This window comes from Thermosphaera aggregans (genome assembly GCF_014962245.1).
GTDB classification, from domain to species: domain Archaea; phylum Thermoproteota; class Thermoprotei_A; order Sulfolobales; family Desulfurococcaceae; genus Thermosphaera; species Thermosphaera chiliense.
On the sequence record NZ_CP063144.1, the window covers coordinates 1,212,572 to 1,230,592 of the forward strand.

Genomic DNA, 18,021 nt, shown 5'->3' on the forward strand with positions numbered 1-18,021 from the left:
ATATTAAAACCGGGCTACCGCTTCCTTAAGCGAATAATAAATATCACGATGAGAGCAAGGGCGACTAAGGCTAGCATTACTGTTAAAGCCTCGGCGGAAAGTAGGCGAGGAGGCTCTGTCGACACGGGTGGAGTTGGAGAGTGTTCTTCAAATGTTGTCGTGGGAGAGTGTGATTGGGTAGGCTGTGTTGTCTCGGTTGCTGATTGAGTCGGGTGTGAAGTACTAGTACTTATCGAACCAATGATTGTTTCATTTATGAAAGCTTCCACGAGGGAATTGTTAACCTCTGCCCCGAACATTCTCGTGAACTCGTCCCGGTCGAATACAGCTATCAGCTGGGAACCATTTATGCTTCTATGTAGATCTATCGTTTGCTCAACATCGCTCTCGTTAACGGTTGTTTCAACACTTTCTCCTTCAAACAGGAAGGGATAGTACCATATCGAGCCCGCTAGGAGGTCAACACTGATCCACTCGTAACCTGGAATATATGTTAGGACGAAAGCGTGGGGACCATTGTATCTAAATATGTATGTCACATTCTCAACCGGCATCACAAACCTCTCAAAACCTGCCTGGGGAATGTAAACATATCCGTATCCTATCGTAGAAGGTATTCCATAATAGTTTAACAATTCGATCAAAATCCTCGACATATCGTCGCAATCCCCCTGCCTGGTCTGAATTACCTCCTCAATACTGTTCGGTGTTGCAGACGCGTTGTAAGTTATGAACTCCAGGTAGATAAAGTAAGCAGCTGACACTGCAAGGCCCAGGTAGCTGGCTCTAGCTGTGCCGACCCCGTAGGTTTCGTTAAACCATTCTTCAAACGCAGGTACGACAACATTCACTACCAGCTCGTGGGGACGGTGCACGTATTTCTCGACTATGTCGCTTGGAAAACCTGTTTCAGGGTAGGGAGCGTATGAAACGTTGGCGAGCGCCATGGTGATTAATTGCTTGTTCCATGCTGACTTTGGAGTGCAGACTTCAACCTTGTTGACCAGGTAACCGTAGAATCCCTCGCCCACTGTAACGTTGAATGCGTATGTCCCGCTGGTTTCATTATAATCAACATTAACGCTGTAAACAGGCACTACTGTTTGATTTATGAAAGAGCCTAGCGTGAAGTTCACCGGAGATTCTAGTAGAAGGGTTTCCGTGATGTTGGAGTAGGTGATCCAGATCGCGTTGAAGAAGTAGAATGACCGGCACTCAACCGGTACTGAGACGCTCGGAGCGTCAGCTTGTAGCGGGGATGCAAGAACCATTGCAAGCATGAGAATAAGCAGTAGTAGACGAGGCATGTTGAAACCCTTTTTACCTGTTAATCGAATTGAAGATTATAAACTATTATCTGGGGTTGGTAGGGGTTTAGAGAAACAGGTTCTATACGGGGCGGCTACATTATGATGTCAATGTACGTGTTCTTAACTATTGAGTCGTAAGCGTTTCTCACAGCCACGTCGGTTAACCCTACGGAGCCGCCTACCTCGAGCTGGTTTCTCTTATTGTTAGATATGATGCTTGCAAGGTAGACCGATGCTGCTGCGAGGCTGGCCGGGCTCTTCCCGCTCAAGTGAACCTCCTCCGTAGCGGAGAGGAGCTTATTGGCGAGGACCTCGACTTCAGATGGTAGCGAGAGTTTCTTAACGATAATGCTGACATATGTTCTCGGGTCATACTTCTGAGGCTCTATTTTAACGTCCTTGACTATTTCCCTTATCTTCCTGATACCCTCCCATAAATCATCCATGCTGATCCCTACTTCCTGCGCGAAGGTCCTGGCCGCCTTAGGCTGGTTGTGGATCTTGTAAGCCAAGTAAAGCGCTGCGGCCGCAATTCTCCTGAGAGTTTTCTCCTTGTAGTTCATACCTCTAACCGTCTGGCTTGTCAGATCGGCAGCTGTTTCCTGAACACTTGAAGGAGGCTTCAAAATCTTTATCAGCTCGTTAAGCTCCGTCAACCCTTTCTTCACAATCCTGTTGGACTTGTCCACTCTGATATCGTAGTGCTTGGCAGCCCATGTCCTACCTGATTTAACATGTGAGAGAATGCTACCGGCGATCTCGGTTCCACCGACCCCGTGGTCGTGAACCCTGTTCGTGAACGCGCCGCTGTATCTTGGGGCTGAGTCCGTCTTCCCGCCTGATTCAAACCCGTTGTAAACAGGCTTCTCATCCAGTACTAGCCCGCAGCCTGCGCAGACCAGGGCGTTGAGGGATTCGTCGAAAACTATTTGAGTCGAGCCGCAGAACCTGCACACCGCTTTCACATAACTCACCTCCCGCTTCTCCTCCCACTCCGCCTAGGACGCTTCTCGGGGGCAGGCTTGTAGTAGTAAACGGTGCCTGGTTTAACCGTTGAGGCGGTCTCGAGGTTTTCAAGCTTCACCACTATCCTCGGCTCCTCGACACGGCCGATCACGTCCACTATCTTTCCAATCCTTCTCATTTCCTCATCATACACTGTTAAGCCGATAATTCTGGAGGCTTCTGGTGTCTCACATATTATGATAAGGTTGCCGTCGCGGGTAACCTGCTCTACGCGTCCAAGCTTTTTCAAAACTCTCCACCTAGGATCAGGTAATACCGTGGTATTATATCCCTCTGTTTTTATGCTTAAAAGGAATCCGTCCCTTGGATCCTTCTTGATACAAAGAGTGTTTATTATTTCAGGGTTTAAAGAATTGTTTAAATCTAGACGTAATACTTATAGTATTAACTCTAGTGCTTTCTTGCCCTGCTCTCTTTAATCTCCGCGGCTATCTTCTTCAGCAGGTCTATCTTACCGTACTTCTTATCGACAACCACCCTGCCTTTAACCCACCACCTACCAGGGTATGCCTTATCGTTTTCAACAACAGGGTTCAGACCTAGCTTAGCAGCAGCATTGTATATCTCCTCAATGCTGGGCGAGGGAACGGCTGAGGAAGATGGAATCCTCCTCCCCTCGCTTCTCGAAAGGGTTGAATCAATATACGCGGGATAGAGGATTGTTTTCCTCCCGCGATACTCTCTGCTCAAAAAACGCTACCTCTACTTCTCGATGAGAACCCCGTTCAGCACTCCATCCTGCCCAGGCCTGGATGTTATCCTGACAAGCCCCAGCTCAGTCTTGACTATAGTGCCTTTCGAAATAATCTGGAACCTGGCGTTTTGAGGGTTAGACGGGGTTTCAACAACGCTGAGGATTTTAACCTTCCTGCAGGACTTCTCCTTCGGATTATACACGTTTACGTAAAGCGCTTTCTTCACCCTAACCTTCACACTCCCCCCTCTCACCCTTACAATCCTCCTATCCTCCTCCCCAGCCAGAACCGTGAGGGTTGGGGGAGAACCCAGCTCACGCTTTCTCTTACCCCTGTGAACCCCTTTCACCCCTCCCGTAGGCTTCCTCAAATCATTACCCTGGTAAAACGACATGTAATCAGCCTCCTCAACCACTACTATTGAAAAATCCTTCATTCGTTTTTAAATATTAAGGTTCAAACCATCCCAACCGCTTCTTTTCCTATCCTACTAAAAGCATCCCCGGCAGATCAATACACATTCAACCCTTGAAAACCCGTCGAGTACCCGACCTCAAGCTACATGCTTTGCTTCTAGTCTATTCTGAAGAGATGGATTATTCCTTTTTACTCTCCAAGGCTTTTTTCAATGAATCAATCTTACTTCCAATCCAGAATAACCCTATACCTATGAGGGATGCTATTCCGAAGATAAGTAGGATTAGCGAGATCAATCCATCCGCTAGATTCCCATTATTAATGAATTTGGCGAGCATGGCGAAGCCGAAGCTGAAGAGGAGGATTGGCGGGATCAGCCAGAACGTCATGTCCGACTCATCCCTTTTATCCTCCGAACCCATTTTACCACCGGTTCCTCCGTTATTCTGGTCGTTTCAAATGATTACTAGGCGGCTGAACTTTATATTCCTTACAGAAAGAATTAGGAAGGATCCTTCTCGTGGAGTACCCTGCCATTATTTTCCCTGTCTCCCAGAGCGCTCGCTATTATGAATGGTGCAGGAGCCTGGCGCACGGATCCACGTGTCCCATGGCGATTTGTCTAGTGATTCCCAGGCTCAATAGCGCATAAACCATGCCTCCTGGGTGAAGCCTGTTTATAATAATCCTGGGTAATTATGGTTTATTGAGGAGTAAGGGTTGAGTGGGAAGAAGCTTAGGCTTGAAGCAATTACTCTTAAAGCTGGGAGGAAGCTGTTGAAGCCTTTCTACAAGGTTTACGAGAAGTGGCTTTGGTTGCAGATAAAGAACGGCCCCTTCCCCGAGCACGTGGGCATTATCCCGGATGGCAACAGGAGATGGGCTAGGAAGGTTGGGCTGGATCCTGCGGAGGGGCATTTGTTCGGTTACGAGAAGATAAAGGAGACTCTGCGCTGGATATGGGATTTAAACATTAAGCATGTAACAATCTATGCGATGAGCACTGAGAACTGCAAGCATAGGCCTCCCAAGGAGAGGGAGAAGCTTTTCGAGCTGGCATTCAAAGGGCTTAACGAGCTGAAAAACCTTAGCGAAATCCACAAGCACAGGGTAAGGGTGAGGATAATAGGGGACTACTCCCTGGTCCCTAACCACCTTATCACTGCTATAAAGGAGCTTGAAGAAGAGACTAAGGATTACGACAACTACACCTTGAACATAGCGCTATGCTATGGAGGCAGGCAGGAAATCCTGGACGCTATTAAGAAGATAGTGAGCGATGTCGTGGAAAATAGGCTTAACCCGAGCGATATTACGGAAGAAGTCTTCAAGAAATACCTTTACACTACCGGCTCCCCCGACCCAGACCTCATAATAAGGACAAGCGGGGAGGAGAGGATAAGCAACTTCCTCCTGTGGCAGTCAGCCTATAGCGAGCTGTACTTCTGCGATGTCTACTGGCCCGAGTTCAGGAAGATAGATTTCTGGAGAGCTATTAGAAGCTACCAGTTCCGTGAGAGAAGGTTTGGAAGATAGGTTAAAACCCTTTACTCGGATTCGAAATCCTCAGGCTCCCCATACAGTATTTTAAGCTCCTCGAAAGTGAGCTTACCACCCTTCCTCAGCTTCTCCATAACCTCCTGCTTCTTCGCATCTATAATCTGAGTAATCCTGGACTTCTCCAGCTCCTTGTGAAGCTGGGTCAGCTTCTCCCTGATCTCGCCCTGCTTCCTCACAAGCTCATCGATGGTTGCCGAGAGCTTGTTCACCTGTTCCTGCTTCTCATTAATCACTGTTTTCAGCTCTAGATTCCTTTTAACAATCTCATCTATCCTGCTCTTCAACAAGTCCCTCTCCTGCGACAGCTTGTTGATTTCTTCGCGAAGGTTGCTCAGCTTCTTCGATAAGTCCTCGACTTGGATTTTAAGGCTTGAAACCAGGGCTTTCATTTCAAGAGTACTGTTCTTCTCCTTCCTCAATGCCTCGGCTTTAGCCAGGAGCTCGCTAAGCCTTTTAATCTTGTTAATAATCCTGTTCTCTTCTTCAAGAGTCAAAACCTTTGTCTGCAACTGCCATTCAAGACGGTTTATCTCCTCCCTAAGGATGGATGTCGGCGTCCTAGCCTCCTTCTCCATCTCACGTATCTGAGTATTCTTCGCTCGTAAAAGCTCAACCAGCTCTCTCAGCTCAGCAAGCCTTGCCTTCTTCTCATTAGCCAGGTTTTTGAAGCTCTCTATTAGCTCCCGCCTCTTGGACACGATGGATTTATACTTTTCCCTCAGACCCGGGAGGTCGTTGAGCAACCTGGCTCTCTCAGCACGCAACGTCTTAAGCTCTTCAATTATCCTTGCTCTTTCCTCCTTCGCTTCCTTAATCCTTTCCCTAATACTGTTAAGCTCCGCAGTTAAAGCCTCTATTTGAGACCTTATCGTGGATGACTCCATTAAACTACCCATCCATCACAGTTTCTTCAGTATGATTCTAGCGTCAACAGCCATGGCGGAGTCAGGGTAGGCCATGACCGGGTTTAAGTCTATGGATTCGATCTCTGGATTCTCCTCTAAGAGCTTGGAGGTTTTCACGATCATTTCAGCGATAGCCTCCTTGTTCACCGGTGGCTGACCCCTGTACCCTTCCAGGATCTTGTAGGATTTAATCTCCCTGATCATCTCCAATGCATCCTCCATCCTAATCGGTGAAACCCTGAACGAGACGTCTTTCAAGACTTCGACGAAGATTCCTCCCAGGCCGAACATTACCACTGGGCCAAATATTCCGTCTCTAACGCCGCCGATTATTACTTCAAGCCCCTGGGGGGCCATCCTGTACATTAATACTCCAACCAGCCTGGCATACGGAGCTTTAGATCTCACCGTCTTCAACATCTCGTCGACAGCGCGTCCCACTTCCTCAGGGGATTTAAGGTTTAGCTTAACTCCTCCAACATCGCTTTTATGGCTTATGTCAGGAGACACTATTTTCAGCGCAACGGGGTAGCCTATTTTATCGGCGAGGCTTTTAGCCTCCTCGCCGTTGCGGACCACGACCACGTCTGGAGAGTTTATTCCATAGTATTTTATAACCTGGAATGCTTCGTGCTCTAACAGCTTAGTCCTACCCTCGTTCAACGCGTTTTCAATGATTTCCCTCGGGGTCAATTCTAATCACACCTCTTCTTTATCATGCTATAAGTATATAACGCTTTTAGGGCTTTCGCAGCCCTCTCGGGCGATTCGAAAACAGGTATTCCACCGGATTCCAGTTTCAGAGAGATCTTCTTGGCTTCTTCACCACCTATGGCAACCGCTATTATTGGCTTACCATACTTGTTCTTCGACTCTATCAAGTAGTCGGCTAGCAATCCCCTAATACCTGGAACCTGTGGGAGAGCTACAACAACCACAGCGTCAACATCGTTTCGAGGCAGAATCTTCTCCAGGACCTTCATATATCTCTCATCGTCAGTGTCACCTGTCAGGTCGATGGGGTTTTCAACAATGCAGTGAGCTGGGAGGATGCTTCTTAACTCCTCCTTTAAATCAGGAGGCGTCCGCGGCATTTCAAAACCCTGCGTGGTCAACGCGTCCGTCAACATTACTCCAACACCTCCTGCATCCGTTACAACGTAAACCCTATTACCATTCATCAAGGGCTGGGTTAGGAATACTTTGGCAATATCCATGATCTCATCAAAGGATTCAGCCTCAATCAGCCCTGCCTGCTTTATCGCCGACCTGTAGAGGCTGTAGTCTCCTGCGAGAGCAGCAGTGTGGCTGGCTGCAGCCATGCTGCCCCTGCTTGTTTTACCTGCCTTATAGATGACTACAGGCTTAACCTTGACGAGCTCTCTGGCTGCTTTAATGAACTCTTTGCCCCGGCTGGTCTTCAAACCCTCCATATACATTAAAACTATCTTTGTCTTGTCATCCTCGGTGAAAAACCTCAACAGGTCGACATCGTCAACATCTACCTTGTTCCCATAGCTCACAGCTCTTGAAACCCCGATGTTGTTGTAAGCCATCCAGTCAATGATTGCCGACGCGAAAGCCCCGCTCTGGCTGATGAATCCAACATGGCCTTTAGGAGGCCTCTTCATTTTTTCATCGGGAAGGAAGAACGTGTCAACCCCGCTCCAGTTGTCAAATATTCCTATGCAGTTAGGGCCGATAATCCTGATCCCGTACTTCCCCGCTATCTCCTTTACCTTCTCCTCAAGCATTTCTCCCTGGGGAGTGTTGGTTTCCCTGAAGCCCCCGCTTATGATTACAACAGCCCTGGTGCCCTTGGCACCGAGCTCCTCCAGGACGGATGGCACTCCCGGCGCCGGTATGACTATGACCGCAAGATCTGGTGCTTCAGGAAGCTCTGAAACACTCTTATAGCATTTCAACCCCATTATCACATCGTAATTCGGGTTAACAGGGTATATTTTCCCGTTGAATTTTTTCAAAAAGTTCTCGAGTATCACCTTTCCAACTTTTCCCGGCTTATCGCTCGCGCCTATTATGGCTACCGATCCCGGGTTGAAGAACTTGTCGATCATATTCTCAACCTTTAATCAATCATTTGAAGACAGATTATTGTGGGTTCAAGAAAATAAATGTTAAAGCTATAGGAGAGGGTTGGGCTCCTCGGTAAAGTAGTCTTCCCCTCCCGCCACAACCCTTTGAATGCTCGCGTACAAATCATCAAAGCCCTGTCCCGAGTTGTTGGAAACCGATACTGATTCAAACGTGTACAGCTTTTCAGCTAAACTGTAAACCTCCTCGGAAGACCACATGAGGTTGGCCTCAGCATCCTCCACAACCCTGCTAGCCAACTCCTCCGGGCTCTCAATCATTGAGAGCAGGCCGGAGTACTCGGCCTCGGAGAGCAGGTCTATCTTGGTGAAGACGTTAATCTGAGGATACTTTATCCTGAAGAATGTTGAAGCAGACAGCAGCATCGCCGAGAACAGGTTGCTGGGTTTCACCGCGTACAAGCCATCGATCAGGAAGAGCGACACTGCTTTCGAATCCCCTATTATAGTTCTCAAGACAACAGGCCCCGAATCCCTGAAGGCAAATATCTCCAGCTGCCCCGGCGTGTCGATTATAACGTAGTTTGATCTCAGAGAATCCACCTGATCCTTCAACTCGCTGATGTTGAGGGCAAGCATGTCAACGGAGGCTATTAACGCGCCGTTAGGTCCAAGCCCCTGCTTAGCCATCACTTCCCGAGCATCCACCCACTCCCTAATATCAACGTCTGGATTGTAGGGAAGGTCCTCGACAGCGGGGTCAAGGTTCACCGTGGCTACATCCATTTGATGGGAGTCGAGATAGCTCATCAACATGCTTGTCAAAGTGGTCTTACCGCTTCCCGCCGTGCCTAGGACGATAATGTAGTAGGGGATTTTCACCACCACATTAAGTACTCTCTTGATTTAGAACCGTGGAAAACTCCTTTAAAGTTTAATTGATAATTACATGCTTGACACTTGAAATCGCTTGTCAACCTCCACTTGGTAATGAAAAACCCCTTCCTCTCAACAACAAGGCTGCCGCAGGAAGGACAGTACGTGTTCTCGAGCCTGTGACCCAAGACGTTTCCAATATACACGTGTTTCAAACCTGTCTCCAATGCAAGCTCCGACAGCCTCTCCAAAGTCTTCACAGGAGTTGGCGGTAGGTCATTAAGCAAGTACTCCGGGTGGAATCTTAAAAGGTGGAAGGGTGTTTCAGGGCCTAAATTATCCCTAACCCATTCTGCAAGCCTTTTCAAATCCCCTTCTTCATCGCCAACCTCGGGCACTATTAAATCAGTTATCTCAATCCACCATCCATGCTTCTTCATTTCAAGGATTGAGCCGAATATAGGCTCTGGATCCGGGACACCCATATACTTCCTGTAGAATTCCCTGTTGCCTGATGCTTTAAAGTCAACAGTAGCAGCATCTATCAGCCCGCCAAGCATACTGACCGCCTCGGGCGTCATGTAACCATTCGTCACAATAGTGTTGAACAATCCCTTCTTCTTAGCTAGCGAGGCAACATCGTGCATGAACTCGAAGAATATTGTGGGCTCGTTGTAAGTGTAGCTTACGCCCATACAGCCTTTGGAAACAGCCAGCTCCACCACCTCCTCCGGCGTGAAGAGCTCGCCGTAAACCCGTTCCCTGCGCGTCTGGCTCAACACCCAGTTCTGGCAGAACTTGCAGTAGAAATTACACCCTACTGTTGAAATCGAGAAAACATACGCGCCGGGGTGGAAGTGCATCAGCGGCTTCTTCTCAATAGGGTCGGGGTTGGCTGCTGTGAGCATGCCATACACTAAAGTGTAAAGCCTGCCCTTGTGGTTATACCTCACGCCGCAGGCACCGTACGCGTCCTGCACGATAACGCAACGCCTGTGGCACAGATTACACTTCACTCTACCCCCCGGCAAAGGCTCCCAGAGAACCGCTTCCTTAACGCCTGGCCCGTCAGGATCGAAACCCATTAGGTCTCACTATAAGGGTTTTTATGAATAAAGCCTTATAAGTTGAACTAGGAGTGGTTTAATGAGCGCTGTGATCGTGCCTGGTAGAAATTACTCGGAGCAGGCGGCGAGAATAGCTTCAATCCTGAACTATCCATTAGCTAAGGTTTACTGGAAGGAGTTCCCAGACGGCGAGCAGTACGTGAGGATTGAAAACCCGGAGCTGCTGAGCGCTAAGACCGCTGTGGTGGTTAACACTATGTACCCCGGTCAGGACAGGAGCATTATGGAAACCTTAATGCTTGTTGACGCCTGCGCAAGAGCTGGGGCGATAGACGTTAAACTAGTCATACCGTACCTTGCGTATTCGAGGCAGGACAAGCTTTTCCTGCCCGGGGAGCCTGTTTCCTTCAGCATCGTTCTGAAAACCCTGCGGAATGCTGGAGCCACCGGGCTGGTAACGGTTGACTCGCACAGCCCGGAGAGGTTGGCGGAGTTTCAGGGAGAGACTGTAAATCTTCTCGTCTCAGACCTTCTTGTTCAGGAGGCTCTCAAGTACTCCTCAAACCCTGTAGTCATAGCTCCTGACAAGGGAGCTCTTAAGAGAGCGGAGTACGCTGCTGTTAAGCTAGGCTTGAGGTTCGACTATTTGGTGAAAACCCGGGACAGGGTGACAGGGCAGGTATCATACCAGCCGCGCGAGATAAGCATAAGTGGGGAGGACATAGTCATAGTGGACGATATCATAAGCACTGGCGGCACAATAGCTGAGGCTTCGAAACTACTCCTAGAGAACGGGGCTTCATCAATAATCGTAGCCGCCACGCACGGCCTTATGCTCGGAAACGCGCTGGAGAAAATACGTGCCGCAGGTGTGAGGAAGATTATCCTAGCAGACACTCTCGCGTCCAGGATTCGAGATGATTTAGTAGAGTACACCGATGTCTCCAGGAGACTGGCTGAAGCTGTTGAAAAGGTGCTGGAACAGGTTGAGTGAAAAACAAGACGTTAAGCAATCCCGATCCACATGTATTGAGAATCCGCAGCTCCCATATGGCGAGGAAACACCAGTATATTTCGTGCTTAACGGGTCTAACGAATTCTTAAGCACTGGCGAGTTGAAAGCCCTTCTCGAAACCTATGGATGTAAGGGTGGGTTGAGCTGCACCACCATGGTATGCACCGGCAAGGTGTCTCCAAGAATTCTCGACAGGGTCATGGAGAGAAGCGGTTTCTTAAAGGAAGCAGGCATCCTTATAGGTGTGGACGACCCTGAAAACCCTTCCCTCGGTTTCCATCTACCCAGCCCGGTTCCACAGGGTTGGCTACACATTTCCATCATGAAGAGAACTGTTGGGAAAAACACCGTGGAGAACTATGTGTTACTGATATCCAAGTCAACAGGGCTCAGCACATCCTACTCGAAAGGATGCGAGTACCGGTTGATCTTCTCCAGCGGAGCTGTTTTCCTAGGTGTGAAGACCCATGGGCACAAGGATAGTCTTCCAGGCCTGGGAAAAGGTTTTTACAAGCCTTTCGACAGGAGCATAGCTTTAAACCCGAGGCTTGCGAAAGCATTGATAAATCTTGCAAGAGCCAGGGAGGGAGGCGTGCTGGCAGATCCTTTCGCCGGCACAGGCACAATACCGATAATCGCCTCGGCAATCGGCATACACCCTATCGCAATAGAGCTCGACTGGAGTCTCGTGCACGGGATGGAGAAAAACCTGAGGCACTACAAGGCAAACGCCATACCAGTGCTCGGAGATTCCACTCAAGTAAATCTATCAAGCATTGACGCTGTCGCGACAGACCCGCCTTATGGAAGAGGGGCTAGCACTCACGGCGAGGATGTTGCCTCCATCTACTCGCAGTTTATTGAGAAAATACCGTCATGGCTGGGGAGGAATAGGTATGCATCCTTCCTTGCACCACTGTTTCTCGAAGACTTTATCGATGATAAAATAGCCTGTACAGGATTAAATCTTGTAGGAAAATATTATGATTACGTCCACAGCGGGTTAATCAGGGTTGTCTACGTGGTGAAGAATGTTTGAACGTTAGGATTTACATGCTGGGAACAGGGGCTGCCATACCCATAAACAGGGGGTTGCCGTGCATAGCGTTGAAGGCTGACTCCAATATTTACCTCTTAGATGTTGGGGAAGGATGCCAGTCGAGAATGTTTAAAACCGGTTTAAGCCCGCTTAAAGTTAAAACAGTTTTCATCACACATCTCCACGGGGATCACTACCTAGGCTTGTTCGGCCTCCTCCAGACAATGCATCTCTCAAACAGGAAGGAAGCGTTAAACATTGTGGCACCGAGGGATCTCTTCAATCTAATAGAGAAGTACATGGAGCTCCGATTGATGAATATTGATTTCCAGTTAAACTTCGTGGATGTTGAGGAGGGAAGAGAGTACAGCGATGAGAAAATAACGGTCATACCCTACCCGGTAGCGCACTCCATCCCCGCTCACGGATTCCTTGTTAGAGCAGGCAAGCACGTGATAAGCTACACAGGGGATACCGGGCCCTCGTCGAGCACTATAGAATACTCTAGAAACGCTGACATCCTTATTCACGAAGCAACTTTCACGAGCGCGATGAGGGAGGAAGCCCATGAGCAGGGACACTCCACCTCGGGCGATGCCGCAATGATTGCTTCCAGGGCAGGGGTTAAACTGCTGGTTTTAACACACATCAGTGCCCGGTACTCGGATGAGAACGAGCTGTACGTTGATGCTTCAAGATTCCACGAGAACGTAGTAGTTGCTCGCGATTACATGTCGCTTATCCTTTAGCGATGTTTTGAACCCCGGGGAAAGCTCATGTGTTGAAAAATGGGGAAAGGTTCTGAAACCGTTATGGGGTCTAGCCTGTTAAGTAGTTAACCACTTCCTCTAGGTTGTCATTGATTATATGGATTTTAATCGGGCCGAGCGGTGACTCCTTAGCATCATCAATGAACGAGATTTTAGAGGCAAAAGCAGCCTGCTTATGCAGTAGAATAGTTAGCTCTCCATCGCTGATTCTCCTGAGAAGATACGATTTAGCAGCCGGCTCTATCTGCTGCGTCCTGATAAGCTTTCTCAAAGGCTCAAGAGAGCGCAAATCCATTGACACACCCTTGAGAAGCCTGTAGCCCTCACCTACCAGTACAAGATCCCCTGAGTACACGTTCTCCACTGCCTTCTTAACTTTCTCAACATCCTCGGTGGGTCGAACCTCGGCCTCCACCTCTATCTTAACCATTACTCCTCACCAGCTTAGAGAATAGTTCTAAAGCCTTCCTCCTTAGCTCGTCAAGGCCGGACTCGTTAACAATCATATAGTCAGCCAGAGCGATCAGGTTTCCCACGCCAAATCCTAGTTCAACCATGTCTCTTTTCAAAAACTCCTCGTAAGTCGCTGGGTCACCGCTCCTACGTCTCTCAAGCAGTCTCTGAAACCTCGTCCTAGGTGAAGCGTGAACCGCGACTATTACGGTCTCCCCCAGCTTCCTGAACTCGTCAAGCTCCTCCAGGCTTCTCGCTCCATCTATTACTACCGTGTCCAGGCTTCTATCAATCTTCTCAATGGTTCTCAAAGCAATAATTCTTGGACCATGCTCCTGCCTCAGCAATACAGATGTTTTAACCATGGTTTCCGGCGTTATCTCTTTGAAACGCTTCAATGCTTCCTCCCTAACCACGTCGCCCATGCTGTATATTTTAAACCCGAGCTCCCTGGCGACATCGATAACCACGGTCTTGCCCGCACCAGGCATGCCTACGACCAGGATTAGTTTCAAAAACGCTCACCAGTCTTTTTATACAGTATATAAGCGTAAAGGATTATAATTTGAAATGTGGGAAGGGTTCTCGATGAAGGAGGATTTACTTAGAGTTTTTATAGCAATAGAGATTGAGAACCAGGAAGTATTAAGGGGTTTAATCAGGATCAGGGACTTAATAGCTTCAAGCGGCGCGGACGTGAAGCCTGTTGAAGATGAAAACATCCATTTAACCCTCCGTTTCATCGGAGAGGTACCGGGGAGTGTTGTTGAAGAAGTATGCAACATCCTGGCAAGCCTTAAGCATTCGAGATTCGATATGCATGTTAAAGGAATAGGGGTCTTCCCAACCATTCACAGGCCTAGAGTAGTGTGGGCCGGGGTCACCGAGGGTTCCAGCGAGGTCGCTATGTTGCACGACATGGTTGAGAAGGAGCTACGCAGGCTGAGAATACCGGCAGATAGGGAGGAGTTCACTCCTCACATAACACTGCTGAGAGTTAAGAGCGGGAGGGGGGTGGATAAGCTTGTCAAGCTTGTAGATGAATTCAAGGACGCTGACTTCGGTGTAACCCCTGTTGAAAGAATAGTTTTAAAGAAGAGCACGCTCACTCCGAGAGGACCTATTTACACGGACATATGCTATAAAGCACTGGATTAGCAGGAAAGCGAAGTGTTCAAGCAGTAAAGGTGGAGAAGACATGGATGTTGAGAAAAAAGTTCTAGAAATGCTTAAGCCTAGGAGAGAGGAGTACGAACTCGTTGAGAACGCTTACAAAAGGATCGCGGAGAAGATTGAGGAGAAGGCTGCTAGCTCCGGAGTTCAGGTAGAGGTTACGCTTCAGGGTAGTATAGCGCATGATACATGGCTTTCAGGGGACAGGGATCTAGACGTCTTCGTGCTCTTCCCCACCACGATGACCCTGGAAGAGCTTAGAGTTAAAGGTTTCAACATACTATTGGAAGCCGCCAGGGAGATAGGGAAGTACGAGCTGAGGTTTGCCGAGCACCCGTACGTGAGAGTATTCCTTAACGGTGTGGAAGCGGACCTCGTGCCAGCCTTCAAAGTCTCAGACCCTGGTAAGATAGTGTCAGCGGTCGATAGAACCCCGTTCCACACTCAATACGTTAATAAAACACTCACCCCTGAGGACAAGGACCAGGTTAGGCTTCTGAAAAAATTCATGAAGACTATTGGCGTGTACGGTGCTGAGCTTAAAACGAAGGGTTTCAGCGGGTACGCGGTAGAACTCCTCATTGCAAAATACAGGTCTTTTAGAAGAACCCTTGAAGAAGCCTCTAACTGGGAGATACCAGCATACATTAACACGCTCGATAATGCTGACTGGGAGGTATTGAAAAAGAAGCTGCGTAGGAAATACCCTGAGTCCGTCATCTACATGCCGGACCCCGTGGATCCTTTAAGAAACGTTACCGCTAACGTTAGCCTGAAAACCCTTTCAACATTCATCCTGGGCGCAAGATGCTTCCTGAGCAACCCAAGCATCGAGTTCTTCACCGCCGAGCCCCAGCCGGCTCCGCTGGACGAGATCGTTAAACACTCCGCGGATAGGTGCTTGGTGGTTTTGAAATACGATCTCCCTGAAGCACCGCCCCCTGATGTCCTCTGGGGAGAGCTTCAGCGGGTTGAAACAAACGTTGTCAACTTGCTGGAGAATCGTGATTTCGAAGTCATAGATTCGTCAGCATGGTCTAACGAGAAAGACACTGCTTACATCATGTTAGAAGCATCATTCTGCTCCACTCCAGACTACAAGCTGTATGTTGGACCCAAGGTAACAATCAAAGACAGGAGTGAAAACTTCATATCCAAACACTCTAAAAACGAGTACGGCCCCTGGATTGGTAAAGACGGCAGGCTCAGGTCGTTGAGAAGGCGTGAAATATCCGATATAGTAGATGCTTTGAAGGAGTTAGTTAAGGAGTACAACTCTCCGCCTCATTTAAAACCTCTGAACCCCCGTGTTTCAAAACTTAGCCCTGAAATAATGAGGGAGATCGCGGAGAAAGGAGGATATGCTTGGTTGATGGAGTTTGTTTTGAAGAAACCATCGTGGATGGCGAAGTGCACTGGCTAGCCAGGCCGGATGAGTTCGTGGCTAGAATAGTCTGCTTCCCACTTTCAAACTGCAGTGTTCTTGAACAAAGGCTGAACAATCTCATATCTGACGGCTTCACATACTTACTTGAAACAGGCTGGAGCTTCCATGGGTTAAGGCTTGTTGGAAAAGGCTATTCCGGGGTTGTCGTGCTGGCTAAGCATCCTAGACATGGCTTAGGAGCCTTGAAGCTTCGGAGGCTTGACAGCCGTAGGGATAGTTTAAGGCATGAGGCATTAATGATGAAGCAGGCTTATGAGACAGGATTAGCTCCAAGACTGTTTACCGAGCATGATGACTATATTTTCCGAGAGTACTTCCCACCCTGGGACTGCACGCCCTTCGACGACTTCGTCGAGAACAGTGTTTTAAGAGGAGACTTACCGGTTCTAACCTCCATGCTCAGAACATTACTGGAGAAATTGAACATTCTAGACAGAATTAGAATAGACCATGGAGAGCTGAACAGGCCCGGCGACCACATCCTAGTATGTGGAAACAGGCTGGTGCTTATCGATTGGGAGAGCGCGAGGAGATCTAACACCCCGCGGAATGTTACAAGCGTTTTCTCACACCTAGTATTTAGATCCCCGTTTAAAGAAGCATTAATAGATTATTTCAAATGGAATCCTTCAATAGTAGTTGAGAAATTGAAACACTACAAGAAAACATATGATTTCAGCATTATAGAAGAATTGTTTATAAAAGCAGGTTAGTGATGAATAGGTACTTCTCTCCTATCAGCAACAGGTATCTTGCTCCCCGCCACATATTTCTTGGCGCTCGCAATTCGGATATCGTTCAGGCTTGGCATAGAGAGATCGTGCTTACACCTAGGGCAAATCCCGCCGTGAATCCTGTAAACCTCCTCGGGCGTTGGAACCCCGTAATAATCCTGTCCAACCTCGTAGAACACGGAGAGTATGTATCCACAGTTCCCACAGATGTATCGCACGGGCATCAGGATCACCGATAGGTATTAATTTGGTATTACCGAGTGTTAAGATACTGGGCCAATAATACTTGAAACAAACAATTAAAAATCTCCATAACTTTTCAACAAGTAATAGGTGAAGATTTTAATTAAACAATTAATGTATTATATGCCAAAAGGCTTAAATACTAAACCACATAGGCGAAAGTATTCGATAATTAGAAATGAAAACAGTTTTAAATCTTCATTAATATTTTCATGTAGGATAGGGGCCGTAGTCTAGCCTGGCTAGGATGCCGGCCTGGGGTGATTACCCCGCTGGCCAGGTAAGCCCGGAGCGCCGGTGATCCCGGGTTCAAATCCCGGCGGCCCCATTACCGCCTTTTACGAAGAAAGTATCTCCCGTATCTTGTCGGCAAACCTCTTCCGGTTTACAATGAATCTCTCATGCACTCCTTCGCCAATGACCATGTCCTTATATGTTGCTTGAACGCTGAACACTACCTTTCTTCCCTCGACACTGGTGATTGAGGCTTTCACCTTCACCACAGAATTCGATGGAGCCGGGTTAAGGTGTTTAACATTGACGAGGACTCCAACACTCGTGTATTCTTCGGGGAGGTGTTTTTGAAGACACCTTAAAGCCACACCCTCCATGAACGCGATCATGCTTGGTGTTGAAAGAACCGATACATCCCCGCTTCCAACATGCTTCGCCGTGTGAACATCGAGGACTTTAAATTCCTCCTCGCACACTTCTCCAACAGGTATTTGGAAGCTCATGGTGTTCACGCCAGGGAAATCATTATACATGAGCCCGTATAAAATAGTTTGTAAGAAGGCAATAATTTTAAACCTTGATAACTATTATCAGGGTTGGATTATGCTGTTTAAGGGTGATTGACGTGAGTGGTGCTGCAGAATATGTCGTGAAAGTAAGGGATAAGGAAATAGTTATAGATGAAAAAGTCCTGGCAGTGTTGAGAGAGTATTTGAAAACACCCATGGGTCTTGAAGAGCTTGCGGAGAAACTAGGCTTGGAGGGCTGGGAGGAAGCATACGAGTTTATCAAGGCTATTCCAGCCTGGATACTGTGGACGCCTCCCTCAATGTGGAAGTATAGGAAAGAGTGGATCGCTAGGAGCAAGCCTACACAGTGATTCCCCCGAATAGAATGAGCGCTTTCTTCACACTTTAACGCGTTTGCATTGTGTAATTGTTCAAGCTGGAGATTTCACTCGTTGTCAAAGTATTTCCCCTAGCTCACTCGCTGACCACCAGAG

Annotated in this window: 23 protein-coding genes and 1 tRNA gene; 9 read left to right on the forward strand and 15 right to left on the reverse strand. The window is 48.1% G+C overall.

All coding sequences use genetic code 11. The features are described 5' to 3' along the window. Window positions 1-14: 14 nt before the first annotated feature. From IMZ38_RS06770 to IMZ38_RS06795, 6 genes are all read right to left on the reverse strand, one after another. Window positions 15-1,307, reverse strand: a complete 1,293-nt coding sequence (locus tag IMZ38_RS06770) for a transglutaminase-like domain-containing protein (RefSeq protein ID WP_193436110.1) — start codon at window positions 1,305-1,307, stop codon at window positions 15-17. A 95-nt stretch (window positions 1,308-1,402) separates the two neighbouring features. Next, entirely contained in the window at window positions 1,403-2,275 is an 873-nt protein-coding gene (locus IMZ38_RS06775; RefSeq protein ID WP_227410858.1) for a transcription initiation factor IIB family protein, read from the reverse strand. A 5-nt stretch (window positions 2,276-2,280) separates the two neighbouring features. Continuing rightward, a complete protein-coding gene (locus tag IMZ38_RS06780; RefSeq protein WP_227410859.1) occupies window positions 2,281-2,565 on the reverse strand; it encodes an H/ACA ribonucleoprotein complex subunit GAR1 in 285 nt (94 codons plus the stop codon). A gap of 161 nt (window positions 2,566-2,726) precedes the next feature. Beyond that, complete coding sequence (locus IMZ38_RS06785; RefSeq protein WP_193436112.1) at window positions 2,727-3,026, reverse strand: signal recognition particle protein Srp19; 300 nt, start codon at window positions 3,024-3,026, stop codon at window positions 2,727-2,729. A 12-nt stretch (window positions 3,027-3,038) separates the two neighbouring features. Continuing rightward, a complete protein-coding gene (locus IMZ38_RS06790; RefSeq protein ID WP_193436972.1) occupies window positions 3,039-3,425 on the reverse strand; it encodes a 30S ribosomal protein S8e in 387 nt (128 codons plus the stop codon). Window positions 3,426-3,627: 202 nt separating this feature from the next. Continuing rightward, entirely contained in the window at window positions 3,628-3,870 is a 243-nt protein-coding gene (locus tag IMZ38_RS06795; protein ID WP_193436113.1) for a hypothetical protein, read from the reverse strand. A 298-nt stretch (window positions 3,871-4,168) separates the two neighbouring features. On the opposite strand from IMZ38_RS06795, the gene uppS reads away from it, so the two are divergent. Next, a complete protein-coding gene (gene uppS, locus IMZ38_RS06800) occupies window positions 4,169-4,984 on the forward strand; it encodes a polyprenyl diphosphate synthase (protein ID WP_193436114.1) in 816 nt (271 codons plus the stop codon). Between the two features lie 11 nt (window positions 4,985-4,995). Here the strand turns inward: uppS and IMZ38_RS06805 are convergent, their stop codons facing one another. The 5 genes from IMZ38_RS06805 to amrS form a co-directional block, all read right to left on the reverse strand. Beyond that, on the reverse strand, window positions 4,996-5,904 hold the full coding sequence (locus IMZ38_RS06805; RefSeq protein ID WP_193436115.1) for a coiled-coil protein: 909 nt from the start codon (window positions 5,902-5,904) through the stop codon (window positions 4,996-4,998). Window positions 5,905-5,907: 3 nt separating this feature from the next. Next, entirely contained in the window at window positions 5,908-6,606 is a 699-nt protein-coding gene (locus IMZ38_RS06810; RefSeq protein WP_193436116.1) for an acetate--CoA ligase family protein, read from the reverse strand. Window positions 6,607-6,608: 2 nt separating this feature from the next. After that, entirely contained in the window at window positions 6,609-7,991 is a 1,383-nt protein-coding gene (locus IMZ38_RS06815) for an acetate--CoA ligase family protein (protein WP_193436117.1), read from the reverse strand. A 66-nt stretch (window positions 7,992-8,057) separates the two neighbouring features. Next, window positions 8,058-8,843: an ATP/GTP-binding protein gene (locus tag IMZ38_RS06820; RefSeq protein WP_193436973.1), complete on the reverse strand. Its 786-nt coding sequence runs from the start codon at window positions 8,841-8,843 to the stop codon at window positions 8,058-8,060. Between the two features lie 2 nt (window positions 8,844-8,845). Beyond that, window positions 8,846-9,928, reverse strand: coding sequence for an AmmeMemoRadiSam system radical SAM enzyme (gene amrS, locus IMZ38_RS06825; RefSeq protein ID WP_193436118.1), 1,083 nt, complete (start codon window positions 9,926-9,928; stop codon window positions 8,846-8,848). Between the two features lie 61 nt (window positions 9,929-9,989). Here amrS and prs point away from each other — a divergent pair, with 61 nt between their 5' ends. From prs to IMZ38_RS06840, 3 genes are read left to right on the forward strand one after another with little or no spacing between them, the layout of a single operon-like run. Next, window positions 9,990-10,904, forward strand: a complete 915-nt coding sequence (gene prs, locus IMZ38_RS06830; protein WP_193436119.1) for a ribose-phosphate diphosphokinase — start codon at window positions 9,990-9,992, stop codon at window positions 10,902-10,904. Further along, a complete protein-coding gene (locus tag IMZ38_RS06835; RefSeq protein ID WP_193436120.1) occupies window positions 10,876-11,964 on the forward strand; it encodes a TRM11 family SAM-dependent methyltransferase in 1,089 nt (362 codons plus the stop codon). The genes prs and IMZ38_RS06835 overlap by 29 nt, the downstream gene beginning before the upstream one ends. Continuing rightward, window positions 11,961-12,713, forward strand: a complete 753-nt coding sequence (locus tag IMZ38_RS06840) for a ribonuclease Z (protein ID WP_193436121.1) — start codon at window positions 11,961-11,963, stop codon at window positions 12,711-12,713. The genes IMZ38_RS06835 and IMZ38_RS06840 overlap by 4 nt, the downstream gene beginning before the upstream one ends. Window positions 12,714-12,783: 70 nt before the next feature. Here the strand turns inward: IMZ38_RS06840 and IMZ38_RS06845 are convergent, their stop codons facing one another. Next, window positions 12,784-13,164: an RNA-binding domain-containing protein gene (locus IMZ38_RS06845; RefSeq protein ID WP_193436122.1), complete on the reverse strand. Its 381-nt coding sequence runs from the start codon at window positions 13,162-13,164 to the stop codon at window positions 12,784-12,786. Beyond that, window positions 13,157-13,702 (reverse strand): AAA family ATPase, encoded by a 546-nt coding sequence (locus tag IMZ38_RS06850; RefSeq protein ID WP_193436123.1) that lies wholly within the window; start codon window positions 13,700-13,702, stop codon window positions 13,157-13,159. Before IMZ38_RS06850 ends, IMZ38_RS06845 begins: the two co-directional genes overlap by 8 nt. Window positions 13,703-13,775: 73 nt before the next feature. On the opposite strand from IMZ38_RS06850, the gene thpR reads away from it, so the two are divergent. From thpR to IMZ38_RS06865, 3 genes are read left to right on the forward strand one after another with little or no spacing between them, the layout of a single operon-like run. Continuing rightward, window positions 13,776-14,345, forward strand: coding sequence for an RNA 2',3'-cyclic phosphodiesterase (gene thpR, locus IMZ38_RS06855; protein WP_193436124.1), 570 nt, complete (start codon window positions 13,776-13,778; stop codon window positions 14,343-14,345). 40 nt (window positions 14,346-14,385) lie between these two features. Continuing rightward, window positions 14,386-15,783 (forward strand): CCA tRNA nucleotidyltransferase, encoded by a 1,398-nt coding sequence (gene cca / locus IMZ38_RS06860; RefSeq protein ID WP_193436125.1) that lies wholly within the window; start codon window positions 14,386-14,388, stop codon window positions 15,781-15,783. Continuing rightward, entirely contained in the window at window positions 15,726-16,520 is a 795-nt protein-coding gene (locus IMZ38_RS06865) for a serine/threonine protein kinase (RefSeq protein ID WP_193436126.1), read from the forward strand. The genes cca and IMZ38_RS06865 overlap by 58 nt, the downstream gene beginning before the upstream one ends. Here the strand turns inward: IMZ38_RS06865 and IMZ38_RS06870 are convergent. Beyond that, window positions 16,517-16,765 (reverse strand): hypothetical protein, encoded by a 249-nt coding sequence (locus tag IMZ38_RS06870; RefSeq protein ID WP_193436988.1) that lies wholly within the window; start codon window positions 16,763-16,765, stop codon window positions 16,517-16,519. The genes IMZ38_RS06865 and IMZ38_RS06870 overlap by 4 nt on opposite strands. A 241-nt stretch (window positions 16,766-17,006) precedes the next feature. Here IMZ38_RS06870 and IMZ38_RS06875 point away from each other — a divergent pair. Further along, window positions 17,007-17,112: transfer RNA gene (locus IMZ38_RS06875), tRNA-Pro, on the forward strand. Window positions 17,113-17,122: 10 nt separating this feature from the next. Here IMZ38_RS06875 and IMZ38_RS06880 read toward each other — a convergent pair. Continuing rightward, entirely contained in the window at window positions 17,123-17,551 is a 429-nt protein-coding gene (locus IMZ38_RS06880; RefSeq protein ID WP_227410861.1) for a thioesterase family protein, read from the reverse strand. Window positions 17,552-17,643: 92 nt separating this feature from the next. Between IMZ38_RS06880 and IMZ38_RS06885 the strand changes: the two genes are divergently transcribed. After that, entirely contained in the window at window positions 17,644-17,898 is a 255-nt protein-coding gene (locus tag IMZ38_RS06885) for a hypothetical protein (RefSeq protein ID WP_193436127.1), read from the forward strand. The last annotated feature ends 123 nt before the right edge of the window (window positions 17,899-18,021 follow it).

Bases quoted from the DNA above. Each gene is read 5' to 3' on its own strand.
- IMZ38_RS06770 (WP_193436110.1), bottom strand. From the start codon at position 1,307: ATGCCTCGTCTACTACTGCTTATTCTCATGCTTGCAATGGTTCTTGCA.
- IMZ38_RS06870 (WP_193436988.1), bottom strand. From the start codon at position 16,765: ATGCCCGTGCGATACATCTGTGGGAACTGTGGATACATACTCTCCGTG.
- IMZ38_RS06795 (WP_193436113.1), bottom strand. From the start codon at position 3,870: ATGGGTTCGGAGGATAAAAGGGATGAGTCGGACATGACGTTCTGGCTG.
- IMZ38_RS06815 (WP_193436117.1), bottom strand. From the start codon at position 7,991: ATGATCGACAAGTTCTTCAACCCGGGATCGGTAGCCATAATAGGCGCG.
- IMZ38_RS06805 (WP_193436115.1), bottom strand. From the start codon at position 5,904: ATGGGTAGTTTAATGGAGTCATCCACGATAAGGTCTCAAATAGAGGCT.
- cca (WP_193436125.1), top strand. From the start codon at position 14,386: ATGGATGTTGAGAAAAAAGTTCTAGAAATGCTTAAGCCTAGGAGAGAG.
- amrS (WP_193436118.1), bottom strand. From the start codon at position 9,928: ATGGGTTTCGATCCTGACGGGCCAGGCGTTAAGGAAGCGGTTCTCTGG.
- prs (WP_193436119.1), top strand. From the start codon at position 9,990: ATGAGCGCTGTGATCGTGCCTGGTAGAAATTACTCGGAGCAGGCGGCG.
- thpR (WP_193436124.1), top strand. From the start codon at position 13,776: ATGAAGGAGGATTTACTTAGAGTTTTTATAGCAATAGAGATTGAGAAC.
- IMZ38_RS06845 (WP_193436122.1), bottom strand. From the start codon at position 13,164: ATGGTTAAGATAGAGGTGGAGGCCGAGGTTCGACCCACCGAGGATGTT.
- IMZ38_RS06880 (WP_227410861.1), bottom strand. From the start codon at position 17,551: ATGTATAATGATTTCCCTGGCGTGAACACCATGAGCTTCCAAATACCT.
- IMZ38_RS06790 (WP_193436972.1), bottom strand. From the start codon at position 3,425: ATGTCGTTTTACCAGGGTAATGATTTGAGGAAGCCTACGGGAGGGGTG.